This is a genomic window from Paenibacillus sp. NRS-1782 (assembly GCF_050467685.1).
Lineage (GTDB): Bacteria > Bacillota > Bacilli > Paenibacillales > Paenibacillaceae > Paenibacillus > Paenibacillus terrae_A.
The window spans coordinates 167,574-181,113 of sequence record NZ_JBITPH010000018.1 but is presented as its reverse complement, the minus strand read 5'-3'; the positions used below and the strand labels follow the sequence as shown (position 1 = coordinate 181,113).

At 47.0% G+C, this 13,540-nt stretch carries 10 protein-coding genes, 1 pseudogene and 2 riboswitches; of the genes and pseudogenes, 6 read left to right on the top strand and 5 right to left on the bottom strand.

From position 1 onward, the window contains the following. The 3 genes and pseudogenes from nikB to ACIFQM_RS07960 all read right to left on the bottom strand — a co-directional run. The gene (gene nikB / locus ACIFQM_RS07970; protein ID WP_430065231.1) at nt 1–930 is read right to left on the bottom strand and encodes a nickel ABC transporter permease; all 930 of its coding nucleotides are present in this window, start codon (nt 928–930) and stop codon (nt 1–3) included. 15 nt (nt 931–945) lie between these two features. After that, nucleotides 946–2,529, bottom strand: a complete 1,584-nt coding sequence (locus ACIFQM_RS07965) for an ABC transporter substrate-binding protein (RefSeq protein WP_430065229.1) — start codon at nt 2,527–2,529, stop codon at nt 946–948. A gap of 207 nt (nt 2,530–2,736) precedes the next feature. Beyond that, nucleotides 2,737–2,934, bottom strand: a riboswitch (cobalamin riboswitch). Between the two features lie 706 nt (nt 2,935–3,640). Next, nucleotides 3,641–3,895 (bottom strand): annotated as a pseudogene (locus ACIFQM_RS07960) (purine permease); the annotation flags it as partial. A gap of 216 nt (nt 3,896–4,111) precedes the next feature. Here ACIFQM_RS07960 and ACIFQM_RS07955 point away from each other — a divergent pair. Both ACIFQM_RS07955 and ACIFQM_RS07950 read left to right on the top strand, forming a co-directional pair. Continuing rightward, nucleotides 4,112–4,927 carry a hypothetical protein gene (locus ACIFQM_RS07955; protein ID WP_430065227.1) on the top strand — a complete coding sequence of 272 codons (816 nt, stop codon included), beginning with the start codon at nt 4,112–4,114 and terminating at the stop codon, nt 4,925–4,927. A gap of 105 nt (nt 4,928–5,032) precedes the next feature. Further along, entirely contained in the window at nt 5,033–6,103 is a 1,071-nt protein-coding gene (locus ACIFQM_RS07950; RefSeq protein WP_430065225.1) for a hypothetical protein, read from the top strand. A gap of 83 nt (nt 6,104–6,186) precedes the next feature. Here ACIFQM_RS07950 and ACIFQM_RS07945 read toward each other — a convergent pair whose 3' ends face one another. Together ACIFQM_RS07945 and ACIFQM_RS07940 are read right to left on the bottom strand one after the other, a co-directional pair. Then, nucleotides 6,187–7,494 (bottom strand): nucleobase:cation symporter-2 family protein, encoded by a 1,308-nt coding sequence (locus ACIFQM_RS07945; RefSeq protein ID WP_430041707.1) that lies wholly within the window; start codon nt 7,492–7,494, stop codon nt 6,187–6,189. Continuing rightward, nucleotides 7,488–8,105, bottom strand: coding sequence for a xanthine phosphoribosyltransferase (locus tag ACIFQM_RS07940; RefSeq protein WP_134911889.1), 618 nt, complete (start codon nt 8,103–8,105; stop codon nt 7,488–7,490). The genes ACIFQM_RS07945 and ACIFQM_RS07940 overlap by 7 nt, the downstream gene beginning before the upstream one ends. A gap of 159 nt (nt 8,106–8,264) precedes the next feature. Then, nucleotides 8,265–8,368, bottom strand: a riboswitch (purine riboswitch). Between the two features lie 328 nt (nt 8,369–8,696). Between ACIFQM_RS07940 and rhaB the strand changes: the two genes are divergently transcribed. From rhaB to ACIFQM_RS07920, 4 genes are all read left to right on the top strand, one after another. Continuing rightward, on the top strand, nt 8,697–10,187 hold the full coding sequence (gene rhaB, locus ACIFQM_RS07935) for a rhamnulokinase (protein WP_430041709.1): 1,491 nt from the start codon (nt 8,697–8,699) through the stop codon (nt 10,185–10,187). 4 nt (nt 10,188–10,191) lie between these two features. Next, complete coding sequence (gene rhaA, locus ACIFQM_RS07930) at nt 10,192–11,448, top strand: L-rhamnose isomerase (protein ID WP_430041710.1); 1,257 nt, start codon at nt 10,192–10,194, stop codon at nt 11,446–11,448. 61 nt (nt 11,449–11,509) lie between these two features. After that, nucleotides 11,510–12,355 carry a rhamnulose-1-phosphate aldolase gene (gene rhaD / locus ACIFQM_RS07925; protein WP_430041711.1) on the top strand — a complete coding sequence of 282 codons (846 nt, stop codon included), beginning with the start codon at nt 11,510–11,512 and terminating at the stop codon, nt 12,353–12,355. Between the two features lie 262 nt (nt 12,356–12,617). After that, nucleotides 12,618–13,517 (top strand): helix-turn-helix domain-containing protein, encoded by a 900-nt coding sequence (locus ACIFQM_RS07920; protein WP_430046996.1) that lies wholly within the window; start codon nt 12,618–12,620, stop codon nt 13,515–13,517. Nucleotides 13,518–13,540 lie beyond the last annotated feature (23 nt).

The following is a 13,540-nucleotide window of genomic DNA, read 5'->3' as shown; positions in this document are numbered from 1 at the left end:
CTAACGCAAACGCAGCCTCGGATCTATAGCCGTTTGGACCAAATCCACCAAACACTGAACACCTACAATTAAAAATGCAGCAAAAATAACATACCCCTGAATCACCGGATAATCCCGCTGCGTAATCGCGTCTATAAAATACTTGCCCAAACCCGGCCATGAAAAAATCGTCTCTACGATGACATTGCCCGCCAGCATAAATGACAAATTCGTGCCTAACAACGTGATGATCGGCAAAATCGCATGCTTGAATATCTCAAAAAACAAAACATACGTACGGGAAAAGCCTCTGGCCTTCGCCGCCTTCACAAAATTCCGGTCACCCAGCTCCAACATTTGGGCACGCAGTACACGGGCTTGCACAGCCCCCAAACCTGCCCCAAGGGTCAGCGCTGGCAGTACCAAATGAGTCCAATCTTCCCGACCCATGGACGGGAGCCAGCCCAAACGGACGGTGAACAGGTAAATCAGCAGAAAGCCAAGCCAAAAAGAGGGGATGGACGATCCGAGCAGTGCAAACAGCCTTCCCAGACGATCCAGCCAACCGCTGGATTTTACCGAGGCAGCCAGCCCCATCCCAAGAGTCAGCAACGTCATGACGGCAAAGCCCGCCGAGGCCAGCTCCACGGTAGCAGGCAGTCTGTTCCACAGTTCGGTTAGCACCGACTCCTTGGATACATAGGAGGTGCCCCAATGCCCTGTGAACACATCACGCAGCCAGTTTACATACTGAATATGAAGCGGCTCGCTCAAGCCCAGCTCCTTCCGCAGCGCCGTCAACGCCTCCTCAGAGGCAGGCACATTATGCGCGGTGAGCAGAATGGTAGCAGGGTCGCCGGGAGCCAGCCTCATCAGCACAAATGTCAGCGTGGATACAACGAACACAATAATGACCAGTTGCGCCACACGTTCCAGAATAAAACGAATCATAGGGTATCCAGTCCGTTATTCCGCAATATCGGATTGCGCCGTAATGTAGTAATACTCAATCGGATGCGGTGTAAAGCCCTCTACCCCTTTTTTCACCCCAAATACATTATCAGGGTGAACAATAAACGACTGCGGCAAATCGGTATTAATGATATCCAGCGCTTGCAATGTCACGGCATTACGCTGTGCTGTATCCTTTGCCAGCTTCAAGCTGCCAAGGAGGTTCTCCAGCGGTTTGGAACTATAACGGCTTACATTGGCCTCGCTTTTAGAGGAATAAAACATGTCCATAAAATATTGCGGCTCCCCCGTATGGGCAGTCAGCATACTGTACATGGCAAAATCCCAATCGTTTTTGGTTAGCGCCCCGTCGATATTTTCCACCTTGCGAATCTTCACCTGGATGCCCTCTTTCAGCAGTTGGCTCTGAATCACCTCAGCCATGACCGAAAGCTCTGGACGCTGAGGGAAGGTCAGCAATGTAACCTCGAACGGCTTGCCCTGCTTGGTCCATGTACCTTGGGCATCCTTTTGCCAGCCGTCCTTCGTCAACAACTGCCCTGCCGTTCCGTCCAGCACTTTACGTTCCACCTTGCCGAAGGGGAGAATGCTCGGGAATGGGCTGCTTGCCTCCGTACCATAGCCTCTCATGATCGCACTCACAATGGATGCACGTGGTATCAGGCTGTCCACTACTTTGCGGTTCGCGGCATCCTTGAACACAGGCGACTCCATGTTATACACGATCATATGAGTGCGCAAAGAGGGAGCCGACAGCACTTGCAGCTTATCGTTCTTTTTTAATACCTCCGCGTTATCCACCGGAATATCAGTCGCTACATCTACTTCGCCAGATTGCAGCGCCAACAGGCGTGAATTGCCGTCCGTAATGAACTTCATCGTTGCTTCAGCCAGCCGGGCCTTCTCGCCCCAATATCCGTCATAACGCTCTACGACCAAGGACTGATCCTTGTTGAACGCTTTAATTTTAAAAGCACCTGTCATCGCAGGGTAGCTCTGCTCATCCTTCATAGACGCTACATCCAGCACAATCGTCGATGGATCAGCCAGATTGGACACCAGCGCTGAATTGGGCTGGTTAGTCGTGATTTTCAACGCCAGCGGCCCAGTTACATCAATCGACTTTACGTCTAGCAAATCCTTTGCCAAATGGCTTTTCTCGATGGAGCGCAGCAGGGAAGCTTTCACACTTTCCGCGTCCATACTCTTTCCGTCATGAAAAGTGACCTTATCCTGCAAGCCGAACGTCCAAACTGTGGGACTGTCCTGCTTCCATTCCTTGGCCAGCCAAGCCACTGGCTCCAGCTTTTCATTCAAACGGACAAGTGTCTCACCTGCGCCGGACCGCATGACATCCCAGCTATTGTCTCCGTGCGGGTCAACGCCCGACGGTTTCCACGTATACGCCATCACCAGTTTCTTATCTGCTGTAGCCTGTTGTGTGGATGTGTTCTCGCCCTTGCTGGGGCTATCCGCCGTCTTACTAGTTGTCGAGCATCCCCCCAGAGCCATAACTGCCAGCAGCAGCATCACCCCTGTACATATAAACCATGAACGCTTTTTACGATTGCTTATCATTCTATTGACTCCCCCTCTGTCTTGTCATTCACAAATACCTAGCGCAAAAAAAAGCATCCCCGACCGCTTGATCAGCAGTCAGAAATGCTTTCATTATCAAATGCCTAAGCTCACCCTCTTCACCCTCTAAAAACAAGGGGATCGGATCGGTTTCAGACATTCTGTATGCAGCACGCCTAACCACCTCCCCAGCATCCCGTGGGTCTGACAGTGATGTTAAAACAGGCAGGTCTCCTGACTTCAGGCTTATCTCTCAGGCCTTCCCGGTTCCTCACAGTTCCAGTGGCTGTTCTGAAAGCTACAGCAATTCCCTGCTGATGCCTGTATACAGTGGCGGGTCCGTGTCGGAATCTACCGAACTTCCCTTTTAAGTGAACACGCACAACAGCCATCTACATGATTTCAGCGAAACCCTGTAAGTGGAAAGTCCGGTTCACACCTGTTTTCTTCCTTTATTCCTCTATATTACGAATTAGGACTATCTTATTTTGTTGTTACAGGCTTGTCAACAAATGCTGCGCAATATTTTAAATTTAAACGATACGGCAAGGATCAAGGCTATGACTTTGCGTTGCATGCACGCAATGGACGTGATAAAATTAGGTATAGAGATAACCACCGTGTCCGTATACTAAAAAGAGCCTTCGCCGCTACCAACGGCAAAGACTCTTAGGACTTGAAAGGCTGTGGATCATCACGGCGCGCTAAATGCGTAGCTAAACCCACCGTTAGGCGCCTAACCTAATTACACGGTGGGTTTTCGCTTGTTCCGAAATTTCCGACGTAGCCAGCGATAAAGTTTACGAATACTAAACACCAGGCTTAGTAACGTAACCATCCAACGCAACACATCGTAGCACGACACAAGGTTGACCATCGGCTTCACCCCCTTTCGGGAAGCTGCGCCGTGGTCTGAAAACATCCACCACTATTCAAAATCCATAAGGTAGATTATACCATGACCTCGCCTATCACTCTAGCAAATTCTTCTAATAGAATCTCAAACCCCGATCTTCATACAGGAAGGGGGTTTTATCAATAACTCTATGCCAAAAAGCCGGAAAAATAGGCTTACGTCCTCTCTCCCGCGGTCTTTATCTAATCCTAATCGTTAAACCTTCTGCGGAACCTCTGACACCTTCCCGCCTTTGACCCATTCGCCCTGTTTTTTCGTTAAAACGATATTCAAGACAATCGCCGTAATCGAGCCGGATACGATACCGTTTTGCAGCAGCATTTTGGCAAAGCTCGGCAGTTGGTCAAACATTTGGGGCAGCACGACAGAGCCGAGGCCCACCGCAATGCTACATGCCGCGATCAGCAGATTGCTTTCCTTCTGCAAATCCACCTCTAACAAAATAGACATGCGCAATATTTTAAATTTAAACGATACGGCGAGAATCAAGAAAATGGATTTTCAATGCAAGGCTGTCAATAAATGTAGTTCATATCCGACTAATGGACTCTTGCAGACACAAAATATAGATAAATATATTCATATATTCCATTAAAAGGTTGACATAGTTTGTAAGCTCATTTATGCTATCTATGGATTTACAAATTTTTCAAGGGGGCGCTTTGTATGAAAGTAAAGTTTCTACCACAAGCAATTCTGGCTGCAACATTATTCATCTCTTGGGGGGTCGTCAGTCCAGCAATCTCTCATGCCGAGAAAGGAGAAAAAATCCCTGACCAAATGTTAGCAGGTACAATCATCCAATATGATGAGAACAATAACATGGTTGTATTAGAAAAAGGAACTCCTGTGCCTGAACCACAAAAATCTCTAGCTGCTATTGCTCCACTCACTGCTGAACAACAAATTGAGCTAGAAAAAGAAGAAGCACTGATTAAAGAAATCAAAGAAGAAGCTAAATCACTGCCGGTATATCATATTGATAACCCTGACCCTCAGCCTGGTTTAAAAGTAATTTATGATGGTGAAGGTTATATCAAAGATATTATCTTGCCTGAGCAAAAGGAAAATTCCATTACTACTAATAATGTTTCACTTCAGGCACTGCCACGCGGAACACGCAAAGCACCAGGGACTTATACATACGGATCACATAATAATGAAATCGTCATTACCGGAAAATCGAGCGGCAAGGTTCAAGGCACAGGTAGAGGGACAAACTTTACGGACTCAACTGGTGAAAATTCCAATTCACTAAAAAGAGGCGACTGTGCAACAAAAGGGGCTATTGATAATCCAGAGTTTGCAACAAAAATTTCTGTAAGAAATATTGACAACAATAATGTCCATGATTTCACTAAGGCTGACAATGGAAGTCTGCCGGATGCTGTTATTGATATTTGGAAAACTGGCGTGCAAGATTTAGGCTTGACATGGAGTTCATCCCTCTCATTTTCTGGAAGATATTTTTATACATTCTAATATCTTCATATGAAAGAAGGATAGGGCTTACGCCCTGTCCTTTTCCCTATTTAAATTGTCAATATTCAATCAGTAAATCCCTCATCTCAGAAAGGATGTATCCCTTTGAAAACAAGCGGCATTCGCTTAATTATAATTTCCTTGCTCGTTCCAGCACTATTATCTGCCTGCTCTCCATCTTCTACTCCAGCAGCAGAATCAAATCCATTGAAACAAATCCAATCAGGCGAAAAGTCAGCTCCACTCGAACAAAGCCTATATCTATCCATGACCTATACAGAATATGTGAATGGGAAAAATACAGATAAAGGTATGGTTATGCGGGTCATGACGTATGATTTGAGCAGCAAAAAAATGACGAAGATGGCCGATGTTCCTTACACCTCTCAATATCCACTTTCTGTAGTGTCATTACCTGATCACAAGATTTATTATTCTGCCGATGTTGGCGATAAGGGAGATCAGTTATTTTCATACGATTTGAATTCAAAAAAAACTGAACAACTTTCTGATAATTTGTTTGCCATTAATCGTATCGTACCAACGACTCCAGAAGGTCCACTCGTTCTGGCTGCTGTCAAAAAAGGAGAACGTACACTTAAAACTATTTTCTACAATAAGTCAACTCATACAATGCAATTTATGCATGATGAAAATCAGGATAAGCACACCTGGTCTATATCTTATAATCCTGAAAAAAAAACAATTTACAATACACAATTTTCAGAGAAAGAGCAAGATAAACGGTCAGACATTGCATCAAAAAAGAATACATTTACAACGCCGGCAAACTACAAGGTTACAGAAATCAATACCAACACCAAACAAGAACGGCCTATCATTACACTAAAGAACGAACAAATCCTGTCCATGTCTAGCAGTAATGATCAGTTACTTCTGGTAACTGCCCGTTTCATTAATCACGGAAACCCCGAGTATAGTCTTGTCGATATCGCAACGGGCAAACGCACCAAATTAGAGCTACCCATTTCGTCTCGCAGCTTTATCTATATGTCCCCGGACGGCAAGGGTATCTACTATCTAGGCAGCGCCTCCCAGAAAAATCAGGAGGAAGGGCGCGGCGTGTACTATTATGATTTCACATCAAAAATCCAAACCCCGATCTTCATACAGGAAGAGGGTTTTATTAATAACTTCATGCTGCTGAACAAATAATTCATTCTGAATAGCTCCATACCAAACAGCCGGAAAAAGAGGCTTACGTCCTCTCTCCGGCTGTCTTTACCTAACCCTAATCGTTAAACCTTCTGCGGAACCTCTGACACCGTCCCGCCTTTGACCGATTCGCCCTGTTTTTTCGTTAAAACAATATTCAAGACAATCGCCGTAATCGAGCCAGATACGATACCATTTTGCAGCAGCATTTTGGCAAAGCTCGGCAGTTGGTCGAACATTTGGGGCAGCACGGCAGAGCCGAGGCCCACCGCAATGCTACATGCCGCGATCAGCAGATTGCTTTCCTTCCTCAAGTCCACTTCTGACAAAATAGACATGCCCGATGCAGCAACCGAACCGAACATAACGATCATCGCCCCGCCCAGCACAGCATTAGGAATCACTGTCGTTAAGGCGGCCAGTTTGGGCAACAGACCAAGAACAACCATAATACCACCCGCAGCAAAAATAACGTTCCGCGACTTGACACGTGTCAGCGAAATCAGACCTACATTTTGCGAGAAAGCCGTGTAAGGAAACGCATTGAAAATACCCCCGAGCATAATCGCAAGTCCTTCAGAGCGCAAACCATTGACGATTTGCTTCTGCTCCACCTTTTGATCAATCGCCTTGCCTACCGCCAAGTAAACGCCCGTAGACTCGACCATGCTGACAATATTAACGATAATCATCGTACATACTGCCATAATGCTAAACTCAGGCTTACCAAAATAAAACGGCTGCGCAACACTCACCCAAGACGCTTGCGCCACTGGAGCAAAATGTACCATCCCCATCGCATAAGCGACCACCGTGCCTGCAAACAAACCGATGAGCACAGAAATCGAGCGCAAAAAGCCTTTGGCCAACCGATTCACGAACAGAATAACCAGCAAAGTAACTAACGCCAGCAGCAAATTACGCGGCTGTCCAAAATCTGCGCTGCCCTGACCCCCGGCTACATTATTCATCGCCACCGGAATGAGGGACAAGCCGATAATCGTAACCACCGAACCCGTAACCACCGTCGGGAAAAAGCGTAGCAGCTTGCCATACAGCGGTGCCGCGAGCACCACGAATATACCGGATAAAATAATGGCTCCGTACGCGGTCGCCAAATTCGAGGTCGACGCAATCGCGATAATCGGCCCCACCGCCGTAAACGTACAGCCTAAAATGACAGGCAATCGACTGCCGAAAAACCGAGTGCCCATAATCTGCAACAACGTGGCAATCCCGCAGGTGAACAGATCCGCAGCTACCAGATAGGCCATTTGGGCTGGCGTCAGGTGCAATGCTCCCCCTACAATCAGAGGTACGGCAATCGCTCCGGCATACATCGCCATCACATGCTGGAAGCCCAGCGCGAATAACTTTTGTTTGCTTAGCATCCCACATTCTCCTTAACGGAAGGAATCACTGCACCCGCTTCTTCTATAAAATGAACCTCGCCCGGTGCCATGGAAGCGATACGCGCAAGAGAGCGTACGGCAATACCTCTTTGCTCCAGCAGTCCACGGCCTTCCTGAAAGCTCTTTTCAATCACGCAGCCGACCCCGGCCAGCTCCGCTCCTGCTTCCTTCACAATATCCGTAAGTCCGACCAATGCTGCGCCAGTCGCCAGAAAGTCATCCACGATCAGCACATGGTCGCTGGCATCGAGATATTTTTGGGAAATACTCACCTGATAGGTTTCCTGCCGTGTAAACGAGTGGACCTCAGCGAAGTATACCTGCTCGTTCAGCGTGATTGCCTTCTTTTTCTTCGCATAGATGAACGGTACACCCAATGCAATGGCTGTAGCCATGGCAAACTGAATGCCGCTTGCTTCAATTGTAAGCACCTTCGTAATGGGAGCACCACCGAAAAGACGTGCAAACTCCTTACCAATCTCCAGCGCCAATGCTGTATCTACCTGATGGTTCAAAAATGAATCTACCTTTAATACCGTGTCGGATAAAATCTGTCCCTCTTGACGAATACGTTCCTCCAAAACTTTCATGATTGTGGGTATCGCTCCTTCTTTACTTTAAAATAGAATAAAACCTGCCAAAACCAAAAAAAGGACAGGCTCTCTTGAGTTGTTTCTCAAGTGAAGCCTGTCCTGGGGTTGTAGTCCCTGACGGATGAGCGCACAAATAAATGCCCGCATTTCATCCGAAGCCGATGCGCTATCACTCATAGTCGGACGATTACAGTGGTCGTCCGGTAGAAACTTTTGGGCCATATCCCCAATATTATACGAGTCATATGAAATTGATATCTTGTATACTACACCCTCTGGCGGGCGGTTTCAAGACTATATTTCATACAGACAGCGGCATTTGAATAACATTCCACAATTCGAACATTACAAAACAGCGTATCCCTCCGATTAAGGCACATATATTGTAGAAAACGGATATTAATGCACATAAAACCACACAAACAACATTATATTTTATTTATAATTTGAAAAACAAAAATAAAACCATACATTATATTTCCGTTTGTGTTGACTACACAGAAAAACGGAAGTAGTATTGAATTATATAAGATGTAAAGAGGCAGGAGCTTCGACTGCCGGGACTTCACCCACGTAAGGAGATTTTATATGGATAACTATCTTGCTGTTGATATTGGGGCTTCAAGCGGAAGGCTCGTAAGTGCAACCCTGCAAGGTGGCCAGCTTCACTTGGAAGAGCTTCACAGGTTCGGCAACTCCTTTACGGAAAGGGACGGACATGATTACTGGAATGTCGATGATCTGTTTGACGAGATCATAAAAGGACTGCAAAAAGCCAAACAGAAGGGGATTCATTCCTGTACGCTCGGCATAGATACATGGGCTGTAGATTACGTCCTGCTCGATCAAGAAGGTCGTCGCATTCATGATATCTACGCCTATCGCGATGCACGTACCCTTCATGCACCCGACAAGCTGCACCAGCTCATAAGCAGAGAAAATGTATATGAGAAGACAGGCATTCAGGAGCTGAATTTTAACACGCTGTATCAGCTGTTCGTTCATGATCGGGAGCAGCTCGCCCAAGCGGATAAAATATTAATGGTTCCCGATTATCTGTACTACCGCCTTACGGGCATCATGATGAATGAAACGACGAATGCATCTACCATGCAGCTTTTAAATGTGAATACCCGGGAGTTGGATGAAGAACTATTGTCCCTGCTCCAGCTTCGCCGTAATCAATTTGCAGCGCTTACCAAGCCTGGTCAGACTCTGGGTGCAATCTTACCGGAGCTTGTTCAGCAGCACGATCTTCCAGACTGCCAGCTCATTGTCGTGCCTACACACGATACAGCCTCGGCTGTGGCGGGTGTTCCGTCGAAGCGGGAAGAATCGTGGGCCTATATTAGCAGCGGAACGTGGTCACTTCTGGGGATGGAGCGGCAACAAGCCTTGAATACCAAGGCCGCCATGCAGGCGAACTACACCAATGAGTGGGGAGCTTACGATACGTACCGTTTTCTGAAAAACATTATGGGCCTATGGATGATTCAGGAGGTTAGAAGAGAGGGCGGTTCCGCTCTTAGCTTTGCCGAATTGGCCCAACTGGCTTCGGCAGAAACGCCTTTTGCCAGTCTCGTTCTCTGCAATCTGCCCGCATTTTTAAACCCGGATAGCATGACTCTTGAAATTCAACGATTCTGCGAGGAAACAGGGCAACCTATTCCCGGGACACCGGGTTCGCTCGCCCGCTGTATTTTCGACAGTCTGGCCTTGAGCTACCGGGATGCCTTACATGAGCTACAGCGTTTAACAGACGAAACGGTTACCCAATTGCACATTGTCGGCGGAGGCGCTAATAACGAATTGCTGTGTCAGCTAACAGCCGATCTTTTGGGGATTGAGGTTCACGCTGGACCTTCCGAATCGACGGCCATCGGTAATATTGTCGTACAGCTCATCAGCACTGGTGCTCTTGAGGATCTCCAGGCTGCTGGCAGCGTCATTGCCCAATCCTTCCCGACTCAGTTATATCAGCCGAGGACAGTGGATGGACTGGAAGAAGTTCTGGAACGCTGGGAAAATCTCAGGAAGCAAACAGCGTCCTCTATTTCAGATATCTCGATAAAGGAGTAAACTCATGAATCAAGCCATTGAAGCCAGTTATAACGAAGCGAAAAAGCTGTATGCCCGCCACGGTATTCAGGTGGATGACGTTTTACGGAAGCTTTCAGAGATTAAAATATCATTACACTGCTGGCAGGGAGATGATGTTCAGGGATTCCTGTTCAAAGACAAACAGCTTAGCGGGGGCATCGCTGTAACGGGCAGCTACCCGGGTAGAGCAGGTACACCGGATGAATTGCGTCAGGATTTAGAGAAAGCCCTGTCGCTCATTCCGGGTCAACACAAGGTCAATCTGCATGCCATCTATGCGGATACTACAGAACAAGTGGATCTGGATCAATTGGAGCCGCGCCATTTTCAGAACTGGGTAGACTGGGCCAAACAGCAGGGACTCGGACTTGATTTTAACCCCACCTTGTTTTCCCATCCCAAAGCGGAAGACGGCTTCACGCTAAGCCATAAGGACCCGGAAATTCGCAACTTCTGGATCACACACTGCAAAAAATCGCGCAGGATTGCAGAGCATTTTGGAAAAGAACTCGGTCAGCCATGTGTTACCAACCACTGGATGCCGGATGGTTACAAGGATACCCCGATTGACCGCTTGGCTCCAAGAGAGCGGCTGCGGGATTCTCTGGACGAGATTTTCAGCGAAAAAATCAGTGAAGAATACAACATAGACGCGGTTGAAAGCAAGCTGTTCGGTATCGGTTCAGAAAGCTATGTCGTCGGCTCGCATGAATTCTATATGGGTTATGCACTGACGCGGGGTAAATCCATTTGTCTCGATTCCGGTCACTTCCATCCGACTGAGGTCATTTCAAATAAACTGTCTTCCGTGCTGATGTTCACCGATCAATTATTGCTCCACGTCAGCAGACCGGTTCGTTGGGACAGCGACCATGTGGTCACCATGGACGACGAATTGCTCGACATTGCTCGTGAGCTGGTTCGCGGACAATTGCTTACCCGAACCCATATCGGCCTTGATTTCTTTGACGGCAGCATCAATCATGTGGCTGCATGGGTCATCGGAACACGCAACACGATCAAAGCGCTGCTTCGCGCCATGCTGGAACCGATTGAAGCATTGAAGCAGGCGGAAGAGGAACGGGACTTTACCACTCGCCTTGCCCTTGTTGAAGAATTCAAATCATATCCGTTCGGGGCCGTATGGGATTACTATTGCGCTCAAAACGGTGTCCCCGTTCGTGAAGAATGGCTTGCCGAAGCAAAAAACTATGAACAACAGGTACTGCTAAAACGGTAATTACCGCATGTATAAGCTTGTATGTTTGTATGTTTAAAACATCCAAAGGGAGAGATCACCCATGACTACTGTACTGGAGAATCATAAAGAACGGAAATCGGAGCTGGAAATTCCATTCGTCCGCGAGATGGCGGAAATTACGCAAAACATGTGGAAATTCGGCTGGGATGAGCGTAACGGAGGGAATGTCAGTTATATTTTGGATGAAGTAGAGGTAGCTAAATATCTTGATATCCAGCATGTTATTCGTACGATCAAACCTGCTTTTCCTGTGAATGAACTGGCAGGCAAATATTTTATCGTCACCGGATCAGGCAAGTATTTTAAAAATGTAATCTCCGATCCAGAAGCCAATTTAGGCGTCCTTCGTGTCTCGCAGGATGGCGAGCAATTGGAGGTCTTGTGGGGCCTCAAGCATGACGCAGTACCTACCAGCGAATTGCCATCTCATTTTATGAGCCACATTGAGCGCTTGAAGGTCGATCCTAACCATCGTGTTGTGATTCATAATCATGCCACCCATGTCATTGCCATGACCTTCATTCATAGTCTGGACGAAAACCAGTTCACCAAAACGCTATGGGAAATGTGTACCGAATGTATTGTCGTCTTTCCAGACGGTATCGGCGTAATCCCTTGGATGGTACCGGGCTCCAGCGAAATCGGTCGCGAAACGGCCAAAAAAATGAAGGATCATCACGCCGTATTATGGCCTCATCACGGTATTTTCGGAACAGGCAGCTCCATTGATGAAGCGTTTGGCCTGATTGAAACGATTGAAAAAGCGGCGCAAATTTATATGCTCATTGCTAATCATGATATCCAGCAGCGGATTACGGATCAGGAATTGGCGGATCTGGCTAAAGCCTTTAACGTTATTCCAAAAGAAGGAATCCTGAACGTATAAACCTCACAACCTAAAAAGCTCCACGGCTTGTCTCAAACCAGCCATGGAGCTTTTGTTATGCCTATCGGGATATTATACTTTATGTTTCCCGTATAGCCCAATCCGTCAACTGGTTCAGGACCGTGTCCTCCATCGGTGGGTTATACAGAAGTTTTGAATTTATAACCCTTAATTCCAATGAATTAACTTGTAATTATACATTCCTTTATATACAATAAAATCAAAACCCCCTTATCTCCACCAAAGGAGAGGTGACATTGTTGTGAAAAGAGTAAAGAACGAAGATCACTTCGACATCGTGGAAGACCATTATTTCACAGCTACTGAATTGGAAAAATCCAGCGCGATATGGCCAGTCAGGCTCGGTATGGATATTTCCAAGAGCAGCTGTCATGTCGGCCCCAAGGCTGTGCCTTATTTCTATTTAATTTTTGTGCTTGACGGTCAGGCTGAATTTATTTATAAGCAAAAGAAATATCATGTGCAAAGGTCCGACCTGTTCTGCTTCTTCCCGCATCTTGCACATGAATATTACACGGATCAGGAGAACCCGCTACAAAAGGTATGGATTGCTTTTGAGGGACCCAAATCCCTTGCGCTGCTGGAGCGAATCGGGATTAATCCCTGTACGCCTTTTTTGGCCAACGCAGTAAGCGAGGAAGTCACTGGACTCATATCGAATTTGTTTTCCATTGTAAATGACAACAGCAGACGTGACAGCGATCTCTCGCGTCTCATTACACTACACCAGATTTTCGAGGAGCTGTCCCGCAACACATCGGACACACTGCGCAATTCTGTATGCTCGGGCTATTGGCTACAACAGGGGAAAAATTACATTGATATGCACTATTGTGACCGCATTACGATTGAACAGATTGCCGAGCATGTAGGTGTGGATCGCGCGCATTTTTCACGCAAATTCCATTCCACCTTCCTGATTTCCCCCGCCAAGTATTTGCAAAACCTCAAAATCAATGAGGCCAAAAGATTGCTGGAGCAAACGACTTACAATTTGTCGATCATTGCCCAGTCCATCGGCTACACGGATATGTCTACCTTTTCCAAGGCATTTAAGAAAACGGCCGGGATTCCGCCGCGTGAGCATCGGTTCCGGCATCAAGCCCGGCAAGAGTTCCACACACCAACGCTTAGCATGTAGCGAGGCGGGGCAGGTGTGGAAAA

Excerpts from the sequence above, each read along its gene's own strand:
- ACIFQM_RS07940 (WP_134911889.1), bottom strand. The coding sequence starts at position 8,105 with ATGAAAGTTTTGGAGGAACGTATTCGTCAAGAGGGACAGATTTTATCC.
- rhaB (WP_430041709.1), top strand. The coding sequence starts at position 8,697 with ATGGATAACTATCTTGCTGTTGATATTGGGGCTTCAAGCGGAAGGCTC.
- ACIFQM_RS07955 (WP_430065227.1), top strand. The coding sequence starts at position 4,112 with ATGAAAGTAAAGTTTCTACCACAAGCAATTCTGGCTGCAACATTATTC.
- rhaA (WP_430041710.1), top strand. The coding sequence starts at position 10,192 with ATGAATCAAGCCATTGAAGCCAGTTATAACGAAGCGAAAAAGCTGTAT.
- ACIFQM_RS07965 (WP_430065229.1), bottom strand. The coding sequence starts at position 2,529 with ATGATAAGCAATCGTAAAAAGCGTTCATGGTTTATATGTACAGGGGTG.
- ACIFQM_RS07945 (WP_430041707.1), bottom strand. The coding sequence starts at position 7,494 with ATGCTAAGCAAACAAAAGTTATTCGCGCTGGGCTTCCAGCATGTGATG.
- rhaD (WP_430041711.1), top strand. The coding sequence starts at position 11,510 with ATGACTACTGTACTGGAGAATCATAAAGAACGGAAATCGGAGCTGGAA.
- nikB (WP_430065231.1), bottom strand. The coding sequence starts at position 930 with ATGATTCGTTTTATTCTGGAACGTGTGGCGCAACTGGTCATTATTGTG.